We start from the raw sequence: 17906 nt of genomic DNA on the forward strand, positions 1-17906 counted from the left end.
GAAGAAGCCCGTCGCCACCAGACCGCCGACCATATCCGTTAGAACAAACACCGGGAGGACCAATGGCCAAGGAGCTGCGATTCGGCGAAGAGGCAAGAACTTTACTGCTGTCGGGAGTTGACCAGCTCGCCGAGGCGGTGAAGTCGACGCTTGGGCCCAAGGGTCGCAACGTGATCCTTGAGAAACTGACCGGCTCGCCCGTGGTGACCAATGACGGGGTCACGATCGCCCGGGAGATCCACCTCAGCGACCAGTTCGAGAACATGGGTGCCCAGCTCGTCAAAGAGGCCGCGATCAAAACCAACGACATCGTCGGTGATGGCACTACAACCGCGACCGTGATCGCGCAGGCCATCATTCGCGAGGGGATGAAGGCTATCGGCGAAGGCGGAAACCCAGTTCTGGTCAAGCGCGGTGTGGACCTGGCGGTGGGCAGGCTGGTCGAGCAGCTGCGAAGCGTCGCGCATCCGGTTGAGACCGAGGCGGACTACGCTCGGGTGGCCGCTATCTCGGCCAACGACGACGACACGGTGGGGGCCGTCCTGGCGAAGGCTCTGTACACGGTCGGCGACGGCGGGATCGTGACCGTCGAAGACTCGATCCTCAACGGCATGAGCGTCGAGTTCGTCGAGGGGTTCGAATATGACAATGGCTACGTCTCCCCTTATCTGGTAACGCACCCGGCAAGCCTCGAGGCGATCCTCGACGATCCCTACATACTGCTCTGCAGCGAGAAGATCACTCAGGTACAGCAGCTGATGCCGCTGCTGGACAAGGTCATGCGGGCACCACGACCCCTGGTGATCATCGCGGAAACTATCGAGGGTTCAGCGCTGAGCATGCTCGTACACAACCACGTCAACGGGGTCTTCCAGTGCGTTGCGACCAAGGCGCCAGGGTTCGGCGACCGTCGGCTCCGCAAGCTCGAGGACATTGCGGCGATAACTGGTGGCGAGGTCTTCAGCAAGCATTCGGGATTCAGCCTGGAGAACATGACGCTTGACCAGTTGGGCCGTGCGCGGCAGGTGCGCGTCACCGCTGACCGCACGGCCATCATCGACGGCGGCGGATCTGGCGATGAGGTCGAATTCAGGCTCGCACAGCTGCGAGCTGAACTCGAGCGCGCGACGTTCGGGATCGACGAGGACGTGCTGACCGAGCGGATCGGTGCGTTGTCTGGCCGGGTTGCCGTCATCAGAGTCGGTGCCCCCACGAACGCCGAATTGACCGAACTCCAGCATCGAGTGGAAGATGCTCTGTCGGCAACGAGAGCTGCTATGGCCGAGGGGATCGTGGCGGGCGGTGGTGTGGCTCTCATGCACGCAGCCAGCGCCCTCGATGACCTGAACGTGGCTAGCGACTACGCCGTAGGCGTCGAGATCGTCCGCCGGGCGCTCACTGAGCCGACTTACCTGATCGCAGCCAACGCCGGGTACTCAGGTCAAGAGGTGGTCGCTGAGGTGTCGAAGCTCGGTGTGGACGACGGCTTCGATGCACTGGCCGGCCGCTACGGGAACATGATCGAGATGGGCATCATCGATCCGCTGCGGGTATGCAGGTCAGCACTACAGAACGGCGCCTCGGTGGCGGGCCTGTTACTGACGACCAACACCCTTATCGCCGAGGAGCAAACGCCGTGGGGTGGTAGCCGCTCGATGATGACAGAATTCGGGGAGCTCGACAACGGCATCCGGCAGCCGTCGCCGGATTCGAGCACGCCCCAATCCCTGGGACTTGGGCCCTCGGTCGGGTGAGTGTCGACGAGTCGCTCGGGCCTGTTACCCCACCGGTAGACCCGAGCGCTCTTGACCTGTACCGCGCACGTGGTCGGGTACGCGGTGTCGTTGCCCTGCTCGGGCCGGCCTTCGTAGCCGCGGTTGCCTACATCGATCCAGGTAACTTTGCCACGAACTTCTCTGCCGGTGCGCACTTCGGGTATGCCCTGGTCTGGGTGGTGGTGGGCGCGAACCTGATGGCGATGCTGGTGCAATACCAGTCGGCGAAGGTCGGCGTCGTGACAGGTCGAGATCTGCCCGAACTCTGTCGCGAACTGTTCCCCCGCCGCGCCTCGATAGGTCTGTGGATACAGGCGGAAATCGTGGCGATGGCGACCGACCTCGCCGAGTTCGTCGGTGCCGCCATCGGTCTGAATCTGCTCTTCGGCGTACCGATGTTTCCGGCCGGCGTGATTACCGCCGTGGTTGCGTTCGTGATTCTGGCGCTCGAGCAACGCGGTCATCGACGTTTCGAACTAGCCATCGTCGGGCTGCTCGGTATCGTCCTGCTCGGTTTTGCCTATGACTTGGTGATGGTCGGCGTGGACCCATCGGGAGCCATTTCTGGGCTGGCGCCGCGTTTCCAGGGTTCGGACAGTGTTCTGCTGACCGCCGGCATCGTTGGCGCAACGGTGATGCCACATGTGGTGTATCTCCATTCAGCGTTGACCAAACGCCGGGTGGCCTGTCGCGACGACGGCGAGCGAAGGGAGCTGTTGCGCTTTCAACGGCTGGACGTCGTCGTCGCGCTCGGCGTGGCGGGCGCGATAAATCTCTCCATGATGTTCGTCGCCGCCTCGCTGTTTCATCGTGGTGACTACGCCGGTGTGGACTCGATCGAAGCCGCTCATGCCGGTTTGGCCAGACTTGCCGGTGGGGGCGCTGCGCTTGCATTCGCGGTGGCGTTGCTCGCCTCGGGCCTATCGTCCTCCAGCGTCGGCACCTACGCCGGTCAGGTGGTCATGCAGGGCTTCATTCGCCGCCGGATCCCGCTGTTTCTACGTCGCGCGCTGACGATGTTGCCCGCCTTGATCGTGCTGGCGCTGGGTCTGCCGACGACCGACAGCCTCGTCGTCTCCCAGGTGTTGTTGTCGTTCGGTATTCCCTTTGCGCTGGTGCCACTGGTGTTGATTGCCCGGCGTCGCGACGTCATGGGGGTGCTGGTGAATCGACGTATCACGACCGCGGCGATGGCGTGCATCGCGTCGGCGATCACCGCTTTGAACGCGGTATTGCTGTACCAGACGTTCTTTAGCTGATGGCACCGAGAGATGAGGTCGATGATGACGAGTGATTCCCCTACTGCAACCAACGGAGGTGTTGCGGAGCCACCGGAGGAGTTGCGAAAGATAGTGAGCCCTGGCGCCGCGGCTCTGAGCGAGTTGATGGCAACCTTCGAGGATCTGCAGACGGTACTGCGGTGCTGTGATCGGCTCATGACGGCGTTGGCAGCCTCGAATGCGGGGGAACCGGACGACGTCCTGATCGAGGGACTGTGGACGATGGCGTTGCTTGGGTATGCGCGCTGTTTCCGTCCCGGCGAGAAAGGTGTGGCGCTGACAACCGAAGACCTGACCGCGACTGGATTGAAGGGTGACCTCACCAATTGGCATCGGGTTCTTTTGCAATTACGTGATCACTACGCAGACCGCAAAACGAACCCGCGAGAGCAGTTCTCCGTCGGTGTCGCGCGCGACGCCGACGGGTCGGCCAGCGGTGTCGCCGTGACCTCCGTTCGACAGCCGCTGGTCGATGACGTCACAGTGCGTCAGACGGGGGCGATCGCCTTTGCGCTGAGCCGCCAAATCGATGCGCGCATCTCAGCCCAGCAGGAGCAGATCTTTGCCGAGGTCAGGAGTAGTTCCAAGGACGAGCTGGACAAACTCGCTCGGTTCGAGGTGGTTCACGCGGGCTGGTGAGCTCGGTGCTCACCCTCGCGTTGTTCTCAGAAGAGGACGCGTGTGGCGGTGAGTCCTTCCCCAGCTGCGCGGCCGGACAGGGTTCGGCAGAACTCGATCGCGTCGTACCCGATGGGGGTTTCGCCGGCGGAGTCTGGCGAGCGGTAGTGGCCGCCGGCTGGCCCGGTAAGGGTCAGGTCGACGGGTTGGCCGTGGCGGACGGTCCATTCGACGACGACATCGGCGACGATGCGGCGGTTGACTGGCCCGGACACGTCCAGAGGACGCTCGAGCGCGCGAGCGATATCAATGGTGTGCATCCAGACGTCGCGGGTGTAGACGACGTCGGCCAGGTGGCCGAGGTTCACGCTGCGTGGCATCCCGCTCGCGGTCGAGCCGCTCGCCGCGAGGGGGACGGTGACTGCGCGCATCGGCGCCGGCATGCGCACGCGTCCGCTGACGGCCGCGGGCGCAGCTTCCCGCAGCGCGCTGAGGAGATCCTTGGTATCCAGCTTGGCGTTATCGGCTATCTGCAGCGCGTTGACCGCATCGAGCGGGTTACCGCCGTACCGGCGGCGATGCCGCAATCCCCAGAGCTGTTGACGCACGTTCTCGCGCAGGGACGCGTTGGCGCGCGCCGCGCCGAGCAGGTGACCGACCATGTCGCGCACCGTCCAGCCGGCGCACTCGGTCGGGGCCATCCAATCAGCCGGCGACAGATCCTCGAGCAGATCGAACAACTGTCGGTAGACGGCCAGCGCAACATCGCTGGCATCGGTTCGACGACGGATCGGCTCGATCCCCGACACCGGATCGATCACGTTCATGGCGGCCTCCGTATTTTCCTAACGACGTTAGGTAGCGTCGTCTGTGCAGTGATCGAAGTCAAGTACGCACGAACGGAGCACCGTGTCCACGCAGCAGCCAAGACCGTCTGCAGCCGCGCGCCGCGAAGAGCGCCGCGAGCAGCGCCATCGCGCGGCTCGGGAAAGGATTCTCTATGCGGCCTGGGAGCTTGCTCGTGAGCGTGGCCTGATGGGCTGGTCGCTCAGCGAGCTCGGCGCCGCCGTCGGCATGCGAGCACCCTCGCTCTACGTCTATTTCGCCAACAAGGACGCCATCTATGACGAGCTGTTCGCGCAAGGCTGCCGTGAGTTGCTCGACCTGCTTCGCCGGGTGGTGGATGAAGGCAAGACACCGACCGAGCAGTTCCGCGACGGCTCACGCGTATTCCTCGAGTTCGCGGTCGCCGACCCGGCACGACTGCAGCTGCTGTTCCTGCGAGTGATACCGACCTTCATCCCGTCGCAGGACTCTTACGCGCTGGCAATGCAGATCACCGAGCTGCTCACGGAAAACCTGTACCAGCTCGGCATCACCGATGGCGCCGCCGCGGACCTCTGGACCGCGACCCTCACCGGCCTGGCGACACAGCAGGTCAGCAATGAACCCGGTGGCCAACGATGGGTGCAACTTGTCGACCGCGCCGCTCTCGCGTTCCTCGCCACCGCAGCGGTTCAATCTCAGGACCCGGGTCGGCGCGCGCGCGTCAGCCGATCTGCTCGAACAGGGACACGATGATCCCTTCTGGCCCACGCACGTAGGCCATGCGCACGCTGCCTTCGAACTCGCCGATGCCGCCGACGAGCCCGTACCCATCTGTAGCCAACTCATCGATGATCGCCCCGAGGTTGTCGACCTCGAATGACACATTGCGCAGTCCGAGCTCGTTGGCCATCGCTGTGGGCGATCCGGCCACGTGGTCGGGCGTGACGAAGCTCGCGAGCTCCAGCCTGGTCCCTCCGTCGGGCGGCCGCAGCATTGCGATCTCACAATGCGCGCCCGGGATACCGCAGACGGTGTCCACGAACTCGCCCTCCACCGACCCCGTGCCCTCGACCTCGAGACCCAGTCCGACGAAGAACGCCGTGACCGAGGCGAGGTCCGCGACGGTGATGCCGATGTGGTCGAACCGTTGTACGTGGGCCATCGGATCTGTCCTCCACTAGTTCTCTTGCCGATTCGATGCTGGGACGATGTGCTCACCCAAGCGCGGATGCGAAAAGCTCCTCGATAGCTTTCCAATGACGCTCAGCAGCGGCTTCGTCATATTTCGCGTTATCGGGAATGGCAAAGCCGTGATGCGCCGGATACGTCTCGACCGTGTGGGTGACACCAGCCTCGGTCAACGTCCGCTTCAATTGCTCTTTTTGCTCATCGGGAAACACGTCGTCATCGGTGGCTCCAACCACCAGAACCCTCGCCCGGATGTCGCCGGCCTTGTGGTGCGGACTATCGCGGTAACTCACCTTCGCCAGGTTTGGCCCGTGGAAAGATGCCGCCGCCGCTACACGTTCGCCCAACGTCGCAGCGGCGTGAAGCGATATCCAGCCGCCTAGGCAGTACCCGACCACACCAATGGCGCCGGGCCTCTTTTCGGGTAGGGATTCCAAGCAATCGGCGAATGCGGTCACGTCCGTGGCCACCTTGTCGGAGGTGTAGCCGCGCATCCACGCCATCGTCCGCTCCAACGCCTCCTGACTGCCAAACGCCATTCGGGGGCCGACAGGTTCGTAGGGACCGTTACGGTAGTAGAAGTCGGGAACCAATACGACATACCCCAGGCCGGCGAGCCGCTCGCCCATCTGACGCACGGTGTCGCGCATTCCCGCGGCATCAGCGAACATAATCACGGCTGGCCATTGCCCCGCTCCTTCAGGCACGCTCAGCGAGGCCGGGCAGCTCCCATCTGGCGTCTCGATCTGTGCCGCTCGACGTGTCACGACGGTTCCTTTCTGATGGCTCGGTCCCATGCCACCCTGCAGGACACGTTCAACGGGGACAACACCAAACCTCTCACTGAGTTGGTTGACACCCTATTGGCCCGGCTCGCAGAGCCGCGGTGTGCGCTTGTCAGTTGGCAGCGCTGGCCGCATCATCAGTGCAGCCGAATATGGATGCGGCCAACGCGGCCAACGCGGGCTGCGCCAACCTTGAAAGGGTGACGCCGATGGCGCTGGTCAAGCGTTTGGACCATGTGATTGTGGCGGTGCGTGACCGGACTGAGTGGATTTCTCTCATTCAACGGATCTTGGCTTTGGAGCCTGGTCGGATGCTGGAGGGCGCGGGTCAAGGCGCGTCGAGCTTCAGTAACGCCGAGTTTGCTATCGGCGACGGATTTCTCGGGGTTGTCACTCCGGCCGGTGATCAGTCGCAGATCGGTCAGTTCCTCACCAAGTTCGGTGATGGGCTCTACGGAATGAGCATCGACGTCGGTGACGTCGGCCTTGCCGTGGCGACGTTTGTCGCGGAGGGCGTGGACCACCGCCAATGGGAAGGGGGCGGTTTGCTGTTCGCTGGACCTCGCCAGACCCATGGAGTCCTCTACCAGGTCATCGATGGAATGCTCCTAGGGCAGGGCGCGAATCCCCGATACCTTGGGCTGGCCGAGTTCACCATCGCGGTCCAGGACCTCGATAAGGCGGTGTCGGATTACCAGCGGATCTTCGAGTTCGGGGCGCCGGAGTTTTTCGAGAACGACCCGCCAGGAACCCGTGGTGCCGCGTTCGCCCTCTCGGGCATGGATGTGGAGCAGAAACTGGTGCTCGTCGCCTCCATCGAAGATGACTCCGATGTTGCAACACGTATCGCAACGCGGGGCGAGGGCTTGTATTCATTCGCTATTGCCTGTTCGGACGTTGCTGCGGAGTCGGCACGGTTGCAAGCGATCGGAGTCCCAGTAGAGCAGACCGCTGGCGGAGCACTGATTGATCCACTAGCGATGCGTGGGCTCCGGATCAAGCTGAAGCAGACCTGACCTTCGAGTCCCGCGAAACCGCATCCGCCACTTCTCAAGAGATTGAAGTCAGTAGAGCTGAACAACCTCCGGCTTGACGCTTGCCGATATGGGCATATGATGGCGCCCATGGCCAGAGCAGCGACGACGTCGGACGTCTTCAACGCGATCGCCGAGCCGCAGCGCCGCGAGATTCTGGTTCTGCTGCGCGCGGGTGAGCGGCCGGTGACCGAGCTGGCCCAGGAGCTGGGCATGACCCAGCCTGGGGCGTCCAAACACCTGCGGGTGCTCCGGGAGGTCGGGCTGGTGCGGGACCGCAAGGCGGGCAAACAGCGCGTGTACGGCCTTGAGGCAGGCGGGCTGCGACCGGTCCACGAGTGGACCGGCGGGTTCGAGGGGTTCTGGAACGAGAGCTTCGACCGGCTGGACGCGCTTGTGCAGGAACTGAATCAGGTAACGCAAGAGGAGTAGCTGAATGAGCGGGTCAGGACAAGGGACGGCGCAGTCCGCCACGGCCGATCGGGAGATCGTGATCTCCCGGGTCATCAGTGCCCCACGGGAGCTGGTGTTCAAGGCGTTCACCGAGGTGCGGCACCTGTCGCGGTGGTGGGGGCCGGAGGGCTTCACGACCACCACGCGGGCGTTCGAGTTTCGCGTTGGCGGGGAATGGGACTTCGTGATGCACGGACCGGACGGGACGGACTACCAGGAGTGGATCACCTGGACCGAGATCGTCCCGCCGGAGCGCCTCGAGCTGCTGCACGGTGAGTCCCTCGGGGACCCGAACGCCTTCGAGTCGGTCTTGACGTTCGGGGTCGTGGGTGCGGCGACCCGGATCGAGATGCGCACGCTGTTTCCCACCAAGGAGCTGCGCGACGAGGCGGCCGAGAAGTACCACGCGATCGAGGGCGGAGAGCAGACCCTGAGCAACCTGGCTGCCTACGTCGCCGAGATCGTCCGGAACGGAGTGGAGGGCTGATGGCCGGGAAGGTGTTCTTCAGCGTGTCGATGTCGCTGGACGGGTTCATCGCGCCCGAGTCCCTCGAGGACTTGATGGGGCAGCAGTGGATGGAGCTGCAGCAGTGGGTCTTCCCGCAGCGGTTCTTCCGGGAGAACCTGAACTTTGGCGAGGGCGGCGAGGAGGGGCGCGACAACGACATCTTGCGGGAGACGTTCGAGCGCACCGGCGCGAGTGTGATGGGCAAACGAATGTTCGACGCCGGCGAGAAGTCGTGGCCGGAAGACGCACCGTTCCACACGCCGGTCTTCGTCGTGACGCACGAGAGGCGTGACCCCTGGGAGCGGGCGGGCGGGACCACCTTCCACTTCGTCAACGACGGCATCGAGACCGCGCTCGGCCAGGCCCGCGACGCCGCCGGCAACCGCGACGTCCGCATCGCGGGCGGCGGTGCAACGATTCTGGAGTACGTGAACGCGGGACTGATCGACGTGTTCTCGATCGCGCTGTCACCCGTGCTGTTCGGCTCGGGAATCCGCCTGTTCGAGGGCGTGGACGCGGGCCGCGTGGCCCTGGAGCAGGTCCGCGGGGAGCCGACGCAGCGAGTGACCCACCTGACCTACGCAGTCCGCGAGCGATGACCACGCGATCCGGCTCGATGGGCCGGCCATCAGGTCTACGCCCTCATTGGAGGTAGGCACGGGCGGTCGCGACCTTCAGGTACATCCGCAGGTCCGGTCCGCCGGTGCCGAGGAATCCGTTGGCGGCATACCAGGCGACGAGACCGGCGTTGTCAGGGTCGACGACGATCACCTGCCCGGCACCAAGTTCGGCCGCGGCGATGATGGTCAGCAGTGCTTCGCGGAGGAGCTGTCGTCCCCACTGACGTTCGGGATTACCGCGAAGGGACTGATCCAGGGCGAGCTTGGCGAGTAGCCAGCCGGGCGCCGAGCGCAGCAAGCCGCGCCGGACGCGCTTCGGAGCATCATCACGGACGATCAGGGTCGGGCAAATCGCGAAGTACCCGACGACGCGGTCGCCGGTGGATTGGTCGCCTGCTTCCGCAGGGGTCTCGACGAGCAAGTGCACCGCCGCGGAGCCCGATTCGACCGCGCGCGTCGCGTCGTTGGCCAGCCACTCGTTGTAGAGCGGTTCGCCGCAGTCAAAGGCCCCCAGGTCGAACCCAGGGGCCAGCTTGGCGACGCGATAGCTCGCGGAGCTCACCGATCGATCAGCTTCGGCAGCTTCGCCAATTCAGCCAGCCCGGTGGACTCGTCGGGCCGGTCCAGCGCAGTCATCATCGAGTCGAACACGGCGGGATCTATCAGAGTGACGTCCGAGCGCGCGATCACTCGGCGGGCAGCAGCGCGTACAGCGTCCTCGACGAACGCCGTCTTGGATACGTGTAGCAGCGCCGCGGCGTCGGTAATGAGCTTCTCCGTGTCCTCATCGGTGCGAAGCTCGAGGCGTCGCGTCTTGGTCACTGCCATGATTTTCCCTCTCTCGACCCAAACCTCAGCGTACGGCAATTGTACGGCCGATGGTGCGCCGATCGTCGCACTCAGTGGTTGGTGGCCCAGATTCGGGGGCTGATGCCGCGGTTGCGTTTGAAGGCCGCGCTGAATGCGTAGGGACTGCTGTAGCCGACGCGGCGCGCGACTGACGTGACGGTGGCCCTGGGTTCGCGGAGCAGGTCGGCCGCCAGACCCAACCGCAGGGTGGTCAGATAGGTCATCGGGGGTTCCCCGACCAGGTGGGTGAATCGGCGAGCGAGTCCAGCGCGGGACATACCCGCCGCTGATGCCAGATTGGCGACGGTCCAGTTGCCCGCCGGATCGGATTCCATCAGCCGAATCGCGGTGCCGACCGCAGGGTCGCTCTGCGCGCGGTACCAGCCGGGCGTCTCCGCTTCGGGACGGGCGAACCACGCACGCAGGGCGGCGATCAGTAACAGATCGAGCAGTCGATCGAGCACCGCCTCTTGACCGGCTTCATCACGGCCGCTCTGCTCGGTCAGATAGGCGACGAGCTGGTCATCCCACGCACCCGCCCGAAGGATCGCGATCTCGGGCAAGGCGGCGAGCAGTCGTTGGCTGGCCTCGTTCTCGTGCAGGTAGGTGCCCGTAATGAGTTCGGTGGCGCCGGTCGGGCTGTTGCCCCAGGTGCGTACCCCCCACGTTCCGATCGGGGGCACTTCGATCCCGTCCGGGGTGGTGCAGATCTGCCCGGGGTGGATGACCACCTGCATCGGCGTCCTGGGGTTGTCGGCGACGAGGTACGGCCGCGGCCCTCGGGCGATGGCAACGTCGCCGGCCGCCAGTTCGACGGACGCGACGGAGTCCGACCAGACCCAGGCCGAGCCGCGCACGACCGCCATCACGGTGAGCGGAGCCCCGTCCTCGATTCGCAGTGACCACGGCGCGTCGAGCAGCGACCGGACCACGAACGCGCGGTGGGCCCGCGGTCCGTCCAGCAAGCCGTTGAGAGCGTCCATCCGCCAAATGTAGACGTTCACGTATGAATATGCGAGATATAGCCATGGATACGCGCGATGCGATCGGCTTAGCTGGTGACCATCGATCAGCCGCTTGAAAGGAACACGTCATGAACCCGTTATGGCGAACGCTCACCGTGATCACCGCCGTTGGCGCCGCGACAGCCGGCGGTGTCTTCTTCACCTTTTCGGCCTTCGTCATGCCGGCCCTGCGGCGGTTGCCGGCCGCACAGGGGATCGCCGCGATGCAGTCCATCAACGTCACCGCGGTGCGCGCTCCGCTCATGATCCTGCTATTCGGTACGGCGGCCGCCAGCGTTGCCTTAGGGATCCACGCGGTGTTCAACCTCGGAGACCGCCGCGAGGTGTTTATCCTGGCCGCGGCCGTCATCTACGTCGTCGGCTGCATCATCATGACGGCAGGCTTTCATGTGCCGCGTAACGATGCTCTCGCGAAGCTCGATCCCAACGCGGCGTCGTCGGTGTCGCAATGGCGTACCTACCTCACTGCGTGGACGGCTGGCAATCATGTTCGGGCTGCAGCCGGCATCATCGCGGCGACTCTCTACATCATCGCCCTCGTCTCACCCCGCACAGACACGACGGCGTTGGCAGGCGACGGCCCCTCTCGGGCCTTGGCAGCCTGGGTGCGGTGAGAGGAACACCTGCCGAGGGTCAACAATCGACCCATGAACAGGCTCGCCTCCTCGACCAGTCCCTACCTGCTGCAACACGCCCAGAATCCGGTGGATTGGTGGGAGTGGAGTCCGGAGGCGTTCGCTGAGGCCAAGCGCCTCGACAGGCCAGTTCTCCTGTCAGTCGGTTACGCCGCCTGCCACTGGTGCCATGTGATGGCCCATGAATCGTTCGAGGACGACACCGTGGCCGGCGTACTCAACCGCGGGTATGTGTCGATCAAGGTCGATCGTGAGGAACGGCCGGACGTCGACGCGATTTACATGTCGGCGACGACGGCCCTCACCGGTCAAGGTGGTTGGCCGATGACTTGCCTGCTCACACCGGCCGGCGAGCCGTTCTTCGCGGGAACGTACCTGCCCAAGGAAGGGTTCCTGCAACTGCTCGATGCAGCGACTGAGGCGTGGACGACCCGCCGCGAGGACGTCGTGCAGTCTGGTGGGCGGATCGTGGCAGCCCTCCAGGGTGTCGTGAACCGCTTCTCGGCCGCTCCACTGGGTGTTGCCGAGTTGGCCGAGGCCGAGCTGGGCCTCGCCCGGCAGTACGACGCGCACAACGGTGGCTTCGGGTCCGCGCCAAAGTTCCCGCCGTCCATGGTGTTGGAGTTTCTGCTGAGGCAGCATGCGCGTACGGGCGAATCACGGCCCCTCGAGATGGTTCGGCATACCTGCGAGGCGATGGCACGAGGTGGGATCTATGACCAGCTCGGCGGTGGGTTCGCCCGATACTCCGTCGACGCTGGCTGGGTCGTCCCTCACTTCGAGAAGATGCTGTACGACAATGCACAACTGCTGCGCATCTACCTGCACTTGTGGCGTGCGACGGCATCGGGTCTTGCGAAGAGGATTGTTACCGAGACCGCGGAGTTCTTACTCAACGACCTTCGGACACCATCGGGCGGTTTTGCCTCCGCTCTCGATGCGGACACCGAGGGTGTCGAGGGATTGACCTACGGTTGGACTCCGGCGCAGTTGATCGAGGTTCTCGGCGAAGCCGATGGCGCGGCGGCCGCTCGCATCTTCGAGGTCACACCGGCGGGGACCTTCGAACACGGGTCTTCCGTACTGCAACTGCTCGCGGAGCCGACCGATTCTGCCTGGTTCACGTCAGTGCGCGATCGGCTGCACGTGGCTCGCGCCCGACGGCCGCAACCAGCGCGCGACGATAAGGTTGTCGCGGCTTGGAACGGTCTGGCGATTGCCGCCCTGGCTGAGGCCGGAGCGCTCTTGGACGAGCCGAGTTACCTTGCGGCCGCCATCGATTGCGCTACCTTCCTGCTTGACGAGCAGATTGTTGATGGTCGGCTTCGGCGCTCGTCGCGCGCTGGCATTGTCAGCGCTGCTGTTGGTGTCGCGGAGGACTACGGCGATGTTGCAGAGGGCCTTCTCGCGCTTCATCAGGCTACGGGCGATCGACATTGGCTAACTGCCGCAGGGGAATTGCTTGCGGTGGCGTTGGACCATTTCGCTGCTGACGATGGTGGCTTCTTCGACACTGCCGATGATGCTGAGGCGCTCTTCGTGCGTCCTCGCGACCCGGGGGACAATGCGGCGCCTGGCGGGCAGTCAGCCCTCGCTGGAGCGCTGTTGACCTATTCCGCACTGACCGGTTCGGTACCTCATCGGCAGGCCGCCGACAGCGCGATCGCAGCGGCCGGCGAGTTGGCAGCGCGCGAGCCGCGGTTCGCAGGGTGGACGCTGGCGGTAGCCGAAGCGGCGATCGCCGGGCCGTTGCAGGTCGCGGTCGTGTCAGCCGATGGCAGCGATGATGCCTCGGCTGTGGCGATGGTTGCGCTGGCTCGCCTGAGCACCTCTCCCGGTCTGGTGTTGACGGCCGGTATCCCTGACGCACCAGGGATACCGTTGCTCGCAGACCGACCGCTTGTGGACGGACGTTCGGCAGCGTACGTCTGTCGTGGCTTAGTCTGCGATCGTCCAGTCGTCGATGTCGCCGAGCTGCAGAAGTCGCTGACGCGTACTTCCATCGGGTCCTAGCCGTTCGCTGAAGTTTGCTGGATCGGCGCCGTTCGGGCCTAGGTCTACCCACCGACGACGGTCCACCGGTGGCCACCGACGACCGCCCGCCGGCGACTGCCGATTCTGAGGCCCTCCACTACCGTGGTCGTCATGAGCACACCGGCGCAGCTTCGGGCTGCCGTCCTCGGGTTTGGCTTCGCCGGCCGGATCTTTCATGCACCATTTCTCGCCGCGGCGGGCATTGATGTTGCCGCGATCTCTACCTCGAACGCCGAGCGGGCCGCGCAGGCCAGCAAGGAATACCCCGAAGCGGAGGTCGTGGCGTCAGCGCAAGAGATTCTCGGCCGCGAAGATATCGATCTGATCGTGGTCGCGACCCCGAATTCCAGTCATACCGAATTGGCCGTCGCCGCCCTGGAGTCGGGCCACGATGTCGTTGTCGACAAACCCTTCGCCCCGACGGTGGCCGAGGCGGAACTGATCATCAACACTGCGGAAAATACCGGCGGCATCCTCAGCGTGTTCCAGTCGCGACGCTACGACTCAGACTTTCGCACCGTTCGATCGGTACTCGACAGTGGCGACCTTGGGCAGCTGTTCCGCTTCGAATCGCGTTACGAACGTTGGCGACCAGCGGTACAGCCGAACTGGCGCGAGTCTGGCGACCCAGCGGAGGCCGGCGGCCTCCTGTTCGATCTCGGTGCGCATCTCATCGACCAGTTCATTGTGCTGTTCGGCGTGCCGCAATCCGTCTACGCCGAAGTGCATAAGCGGCGACCAGGCGCGGCCGTCGATGACGATGTCTTTCTGAGCTTGACCAGCACGGGCAATGACGCGAATCCGATCATCGGCCACCTCTGGATGAGCGCGGTCGCGGCCGACGCTGGGCCTCGCTTTCGGCTGCTGGGCACCGAGGGTGGGTTCGTGAAGTCCGGTATGGATCCGCAAGAAAACGCATTGCTGGCCGGCCAACGCCCAGTCGGCGCGCCTTTGGGGTCGTCGCCGGAATGGGGCGCTGAGCCGAAGGAGACGTACGGCCGAATCGGTGCCGGCGATTCCTGGAGGACCGTCGAATCGAAGCGCGGTGACTACGCCGACTTCTATCGTCAACTGGCAGCGGCGATTCAGGACGGGTCGCCGGTACCGGTTGATCCGGCCGATTCGCTGGCCGGATTGCACGTGATCGCTGCCGCTCAGCGCTCGGCGCAGTCGGGCCGCGCCGAGGTCGTCGGCTAGTTCGCATCACCCTCCGGAGCGCGACGTCGACCCGGCGGACGATCACGTGGCGACGGGGCCTTCGCTGCATCAATCACCGCGCCGGCGACCTGAGTCCATGCGCGCCGCGAATCAACGGAGAGAGCCGAGATCGGAAGCTTTCCGCCGGTGGCAATCACGGGGTCTGCGGGTACGTGGACTACCCGCGCGACCCGCTGTGAGAACCACCGCTCCTCCTCAGCGGTAAGCCTGGCGCCGGTTGACGAAGTGACTACGAGAACCGCCCGGGCGGTCAGCGGTTTTGTGGTCTCGCGACCGGCCAGCATTCGCAGCATCGCCCGCGCAATCTCGAGGTGCACGTCCGACGGCGCAGTCGGCACAACCAGCACGTCGGCAGAATCCACTGTGTACAGAAAGTTCGGCGCGGCGGCATTGTTACCTGTATCGCAAACCAGAAGGCCGAACCGGCGTAACAGCAGTTGACGGACAATATCGCACTCGGCGTGACCGATCTGGCGCATCGCGTTGCCGTCTTCGCTCGAGGCCAACACGAGATTGCCTTCCGGCTGGCGCCGCAGGTAAGAGGCCATCAGGCCGATTTCGGATTCCGACCGGGCAAGTCCCTCAGCCGCTGACAACACATCGATGACTGTGCTGGGAGGGTCCGTGATTTCAGCCCGTCTGCCGAGCGTCCCGCGCAGCTCATTGACATCCCAGGCGACAACCGCTTCGCGGCGATAGTCGGCGAGCAGAGCGGACAGGATCAGCGCGGTCGGCGTCTTGCCCGCCCCGCCCTTCTCATTGGCGACCACGACGGTGCGGGTGCCGGGAAGTGTCCCCCGGATGCGCTCGATGGCATCGCGCTGAGCCAGCTCAGCCGTGCCCGGCCTGACCTTGATGAGACCGCCTGAGGCGCCCTGAAGCTTCGCGCGCCAGCCCCATTCGGCCGGAGGTTGCTTCGGTCGCGCCGCGGCCTGGCGAGCGTGGTAGATCCAGTCGGTGTCCGAATGTGGAGGCACATCGAAAACCGGAAGCGGCGCTGGTGGCGGTGCGGATAGTGCTGCCGGTGACGCCGGAAAGGAGACGTCAGGTTCGGCGGGGCTGATCGGCGGGGGAGCGGTGTCTGACGCGGCCTGCGGCGGAATCGGGTAGGTCACGACCCGGTAGCAGCCTTGCTCGGCAACCTGGCCGGGGATACCGGCCGTGCTGGCGGCGCGGAAGGCGGCGGCGTGGCCGCTGCGTGCCGCGGTACGTACAGCCGATCGACCCGAGGGTCTACCGCCGAGTCCCGAGGCGGGCGGAGCGGCTCAGGCTTCGCTGCTTGCACGCGCGGCGACGCAATTGACGGTGTGGACGGCTTTGGGGACACGGCTCGGTGACCTCTCTACTGATGTCTATGCCCGCGTTTCGTCGACGGGCGTAGATATGACGCAGAAAGGTGCTCGCTATTACGCGGTTAGGCGAAAACCGCCAGCCAGATGGCGATGTAATGGCAAATAGCCGCTACGAGCGTGCAGACATGAAATACCTCGTGAAAGCCGAAGGTGCCCGGGTACGGGTTCGGCTTCTTGAACGCGTAGGCGAGGGCTCCAACCGTGTAAATCACGCCCCCGAGCCCCACCAGAACCAAAGTGGCGACACCGTAGTTGTGCAGTAACTCGGGCAGCACGAACACCGCGACCCAGCCGAGGGCGATGTAAAGCGGGACGGAAATCCACCGCGGCGCATCGGGCCAGGTGCTCTTCAACGCGACGCCGAAGATAGCGCCCGACCAGACCACGGCCAGGACGGCAATGGATGACGTTCTAGGTAGCGTGAGGGCCGCGAACGGCGTGTACGTGCCGGCGATGAAGATGAAGATCATCGAGTGATCGAGCCTCTTCATCACACCGTGGCCGGTTGGGCCCCATGGCAGCCGGTGATACAGCGCCGAGGTGCCGAACAGCCCGGTCACGGTCGCGGCGTAGATGGCCGTCGACCAGCCTGCGTTTCCGCCGCGCATCGACGCCGCCACCGCTATGAGGGTGGCGCCCGACACGATCGAGATGACTGCCGCGTAAGTGTGTAGCCAGCCGCGCATGCGGGGCTTGAACACATCGATTAGGTATTCGGTCGTGCTCAGATCTGAGCTCGAGGGAATACTTGTCATCTTGGTAACTTACGCCACAATCCTGTGTATCGCGTTCGAGGTGTCGCGCGAGCTGGGCGGGACGTGAAGGACGAACAGGTCTAACGTTTCACTTCGTGGACTTGCGTGGTGCGGTGTACTCCGTCTACGAGCGGAGGCTTGCTCAACAACTTGTAGGCCGCCCGGTGCCGCGACATGTCGCGGTCATGTTGGACGGCAACCGGCGCTGGGCTCGTGCCGCCGGTCTCGAAGACGTCAACGACGGTCATGTCGTCGGCGGCCATCACATCGACAACCTGCTCGACTGGTGTGCTGATGCCGGCGTCGAGCACGTCACTCTCTGGCTTCTCTCGACCGACAACCTGCATCGCGACCCGTCCGAACTGCTGCCGCTGCTGCGCATCATCGAGAGCGTGGCAGACGGCCTTGCTGCCGCGGACCAGCCCTGGCAGGTCAACGTCGTCGGAGCGCTGGACACGCTGCCCGCGAGCACCGCCGAAGCGCTGAAGAACGCGGCTGAGCGATCGTCGGGAAAGACCGGTATGACGGTAAATTTGGCGGTCGGTTACGGTGGCCGTCGCGAGATCGCCGATGCCGTCCGGTCGCTGTTGCACGAGCACGCCGAGGCCGGCACGTCGATCGAGGAGCTCGCTGAGATCATCGACGTCGAGCACATCGCCGACCACCTCTATACCAAGGGTCAGCCCGACCCCGATCTGGTGATCCGCACCTCGGGCGAGCAGCGGCTGTCCGGCTTCCTACTGTGGCAATCAGCACATTCGGAGTTCTATTTCTGCGACGCCTTGTGGCCCGATTTCCGCAAGATCGACTTCCTGCGAGCGCTACGAGACTTCAGTGAGCGGCAGCGTCGCTTCGGTAGTTAGGGCCTTTCCGAATGCTGCCGTCCGCGGTAGGCCTCTGAGAGCCGCTTCACACGGTGCTAACTGTTCACATGGTGGAAACCAGGAGT

20 protein-coding genes are annotated in these 17906 nt (G+C 64.6%); 12 read left to right on the top strand and 8 right to left on the bottom strand.

Annotated elements, in window-relative coordinates; translation table 11 throughout:
• Positions 1 to 62 precede the first annotated feature (62 nt).
• From groL to ACSMXN_RS04450, 3 genes are read left to right on the top strand one after another with little or no spacing between them, the layout of a single operon-like run.
• Positions 63 to 1754 (top strand): chaperonin GroEL, encoded by a 1692-nt coding sequence (gene groL, locus ACSMXN_RS04440; protein ID WP_022913370.1) that lies wholly within the window; start codon positions 63 to 65, stop codon positions 1752 to 1754.
• Positions 1751 to 3034, top strand: a complete 1284-nt coding sequence (locus tag ACSMXN_RS04445; protein WP_022913371.1) for an Nramp family divalent metal transporter — start codon at positions 1751 to 1753, stop codon at positions 3032 to 3034. The genes groL and ACSMXN_RS04445 overlap by 4 nt, the downstream gene beginning before the upstream one ends.
• A 24-nt stretch (positions 3035 to 3058) precedes the next feature.
• The gene (locus tag ACSMXN_RS04450) at positions 3059 to 3694 is read left to right on the top strand and encodes a hypothetical protein (RefSeq protein ID WP_196811278.1); all 636 of its coding nucleotides are present in this window, start codon (positions 3059 to 3061) and stop codon (positions 3692 to 3694) included.
• A gap of 26 nt (positions 3695 to 3720) precedes the next feature.
• Here ACSMXN_RS04450 and ACSMXN_RS04455 read toward each other — a convergent pair whose 3' ends face one another.
• Entirely contained in the window at positions 3721 to 4500 is a 780-nt protein-coding gene (locus ACSMXN_RS04455) for a maleylpyruvate isomerase family mycothiol-dependent enzyme (RefSeq protein ID WP_022913373.1), read from the bottom strand.
• An 82-nt stretch (positions 4501 to 4582) separates the two neighbouring features.
• Here ACSMXN_RS04455 and ACSMXN_RS04460 point away from each other — a divergent pair, with 82 nt between their 5' ends.
• Positions 4583 to 5254 (top strand): TetR/AcrR family transcriptional regulator, encoded by a 672-nt coding sequence (locus ACSMXN_RS04460; RefSeq protein WP_022913374.1) that lies wholly within the window; start codon positions 4583 to 4585, stop codon positions 5252 to 5254.
• On the opposite strand, the gene ACSMXN_RS04465 is transcribed toward ACSMXN_RS04460, so the two are convergent.
• Entirely contained in the window at positions 5223 to 5663 is a 441-nt protein-coding gene (locus tag ACSMXN_RS04465; RefSeq protein WP_022913375.1) for a VOC family protein, read from the bottom strand. The genes ACSMXN_RS04460 and ACSMXN_RS04465 overlap by 32 nt on opposite strands.
• 52 nt (positions 5664 to 5715) lie before the next feature.
• Positions 5716 to 6456 (bottom strand): dienelactone hydrolase family protein, encoded by a 741-nt coding sequence (locus tag ACSMXN_RS04470; RefSeq protein ID WP_027139452.1) that lies wholly within the window; start codon positions 6454 to 6456, stop codon positions 5716 to 5718.
• A 170-nt stretch (positions 6457 to 6626) separates the two neighbouring features.
• Between ACSMXN_RS04470 and ACSMXN_RS04475 the strand changes: the two genes are divergently transcribed.
• The 4 genes from ACSMXN_RS04475 to ACSMXN_RS04490 all read left to right on the top strand — a co-directional run bounded on the left by ACSMXN_RS04475 (position 6627) and on the right by ACSMXN_RS04490 (position 9068).
• Positions 6627 to 7490 (top strand): VOC family protein, encoded by an 864-nt coding sequence (locus ACSMXN_RS04475; RefSeq protein ID WP_022913377.1) that lies wholly within the window; start codon positions 6627 to 6629, stop codon positions 7488 to 7490.
• A gap of 108 nt (positions 7491 to 7598) precedes the next feature.
• A complete protein-coding gene (locus ACSMXN_RS04480) occupies positions 7599 to 7940 on the top strand; it encodes a metalloregulator ArsR/SmtB family transcription factor (RefSeq protein ID WP_027139453.1) in 342 nt (113 codons plus the stop codon).
• 4 nt (positions 7941 to 7944) lie between these two features.
• A complete protein-coding gene (locus ACSMXN_RS04485) occupies positions 7945 to 8448 on the top strand; it encodes an SRPBCC family protein (RefSeq protein ID WP_022913379.1) in 504 nt (167 codons plus the stop codon).
• Positions 8448 to 9068, top strand: coding sequence for a dihydrofolate reductase family protein (locus tag ACSMXN_RS04490; RefSeq protein ID WP_022913380.1), 621 nt, complete (start codon positions 8448 to 8450; stop codon positions 9066 to 9068). The genes ACSMXN_RS04485 and ACSMXN_RS04490 overlap by 1 nt, the downstream gene beginning before the upstream one ends.
• Before the next feature lie 43 nt (positions 9069 to 9111).
• On the opposite strand, the gene ACSMXN_RS04495 is transcribed toward ACSMXN_RS04490, so the two are convergent.
• The 3 genes from ACSMXN_RS04495 to ACSMXN_RS04505 all read right to left on the bottom strand — a co-directional run bounded on the left by ACSMXN_RS04495 (position 9112) and on the right by ACSMXN_RS04505 (position 10921).
• On the bottom strand, positions 9112 to 9651 hold the full coding sequence (locus tag ACSMXN_RS04495; RefSeq protein WP_022913381.1) for a hypothetical protein: 540 nt from the start codon (positions 9649 to 9651) through the stop codon (positions 9112 to 9114).
• Positions 9648 to 9911 (bottom strand): type II toxin -antitoxin system TacA 1-like antitoxin, encoded by a 264-nt coding sequence (locus ACSMXN_RS04500; protein WP_196811279.1) that lies wholly within the window; start codon positions 9909 to 9911, stop codon positions 9648 to 9650. The genes ACSMXN_RS04495 and ACSMXN_RS04500 overlap by 4 nt, the downstream gene beginning before the upstream one ends.
• 77 nt (positions 9912 to 9988) lie before the next feature.
• Positions 9989 to 10921: an AraC family transcriptional regulator gene (locus ACSMXN_RS04505; protein WP_027139455.1), complete on the bottom strand. Its 933-nt coding sequence runs from the start codon at positions 10919 to 10921 to the stop codon at positions 9989 to 9991.
• A gap of 110 nt (positions 10922 to 11031) precedes the next feature.
• Between ACSMXN_RS04505 and ACSMXN_RS04510 the strand changes: the two genes are divergently transcribed.
• From ACSMXN_RS04510 to ACSMXN_RS04520, 3 genes are all read left to right on the top strand, one after another.
• On the top strand, positions 11032 to 11577 hold the full coding sequence (locus ACSMXN_RS04510) for an anthrone oxygenase family protein (RefSeq protein WP_022913384.1): 546 nt from the start codon (positions 11032 to 11034) through the stop codon (positions 11575 to 11577).
• 33 nt (positions 11578 to 11610) lie between these two features.
• A complete protein-coding gene (locus ACSMXN_RS04515; RefSeq protein WP_022913385.1) occupies positions 11611 to 13611 on the top strand; it encodes a thioredoxin domain-containing protein in 2001 nt (666 codons plus the stop codon).
• Positions 13612 to 13743: 132 nt separating this feature from the next.
• Positions 13744 to 14829: a Gfo/Idh/MocA family protein gene (locus ACSMXN_RS04520; RefSeq protein WP_027139456.1), complete on the top strand. Its 1086-nt coding sequence runs from the start codon at positions 13744 to 13746 to the stop codon at positions 14827 to 14829.
• Here ACSMXN_RS04520 and ACSMXN_RS04525 read toward each other — a convergent pair.
• Together ACSMXN_RS04525 and trhA are read right to left on the bottom strand one after the other, a co-directional pair.
• Positions 14826 to 15965, bottom strand: coding sequence for a hypothetical protein (locus tag ACSMXN_RS04525; RefSeq protein ID WP_022913387.1), 1140 nt, complete (start codon positions 15963 to 15965; stop codon positions 14826 to 14828). The genes ACSMXN_RS04520 and ACSMXN_RS04525 overlap by 4 nt on opposite strands.
• A gap of 299 nt (positions 15966 to 16264) precedes the next feature.
• Entirely contained in the window at positions 16265 to 16957 is a 693-nt protein-coding gene (trhA, locus tag ACSMXN_RS04530; RefSeq protein ID WP_051148877.1) for a PAQR family membrane homeostasis protein TrhA, read from the bottom strand.
• Positions 16958 to 17052: 95 nt separating this feature from the next.
• Here trhA and ACSMXN_RS04535 point away from each other — a divergent pair, with 95 nt between their 5' ends.
• A complete protein-coding gene (locus ACSMXN_RS04535; protein ID WP_022913390.1) occupies positions 17053 to 17820 on the top strand; it encodes an isoprenyl transferase in 768 nt (255 codons plus the stop codon).
• The last annotated feature ends 86 nt before the right edge of the window (positions 17821 to 17906 follow it).

The organism is Parajatrophihabitans canadensis, assembly GCF_053764775.1.

Coding starts and splice junctions, on each gene's coding strand:
- groL (WP_022913370.1), top strand. CDS start 63: ATGGCCAAGGAGCTGCGATTCGGCGAAGAGGCAAGAACTTTACTGCTG.
- ACSMXN_RS04450 (WP_196811278.1), top strand. CDS start 3,059: ATGACGAGTGATTCCCCTACTGCAACCAACGGAGGTGTTGCGGAGCCA.
- ACSMXN_RS04455 (WP_022913373.1), bottom strand. CDS start 4,500: ATGAACGTGATCGATCCGGTGTCGGGGATCGAGCCGATCCGTCGTCGA.
- ACSMXN_RS04465 (WP_022913375.1), bottom strand. CDS start 5,663: ATGGCCCACGTACAACGGTTCGACCACATCGGCATCACCGTCGCGGAC.
- ACSMXN_RS04475 (WP_022913377.1), top strand. CDS start 6,627: ATGGATGCGGCCAACGCGGCCAACGCGGGCTGCGCCAACCTTGAAAGG.
- ACSMXN_RS04480 (WP_027139453.1), top strand. CDS start 7,599: ATGGCCAGAGCAGCGACGACGTCGGACGTCTTCAACGCGATCGCCGAG.
- ACSMXN_RS04485 (WP_022913379.1), top strand. CDS start 7,945: ATGAGCGGGTCAGGACAAGGGACGGCGCAGTCCGCCACGGCCGATCGG.
- ACSMXN_RS04490 (WP_022913380.1), top strand. CDS start 8,448: ATGGCCGGGAAGGTGTTCTTCAGCGTGTCGATGTCGCTGGACGGGTTC.
- ACSMXN_RS04505 (WP_027139455.1), bottom strand. CDS start 10,921: ATGGACGCTCTCAACGGCTTGCTGGACGGACCGCGGGCCCACCGCGCG.
- ACSMXN_RS04510 (WP_022913384.1), top strand. CDS start 11,032: ATGAACCCGTTATGGCGAACGCTCACCGTGATCACCGCCGTTGGCGCC.
- ACSMXN_RS04515 (WP_022913385.1), top strand. CDS start 11,611: ATGAACAGGCTCGCCTCCTCGACCAGTCCCTACCTGCTGCAACACGCC.
- ACSMXN_RS04520 (WP_027139456.1), top strand. CDS start 13,744: ATGAGCACACCGGCGCAGCTTCGGGCTGCCGTCCTCGGGTTTGGCTTC.
- trhA (WP_051148877.1), bottom strand. CDS start 16,957: ATGACAAGTATTCCCTCGAGCTCAGATCTGAGCACGACCGAATACCTA.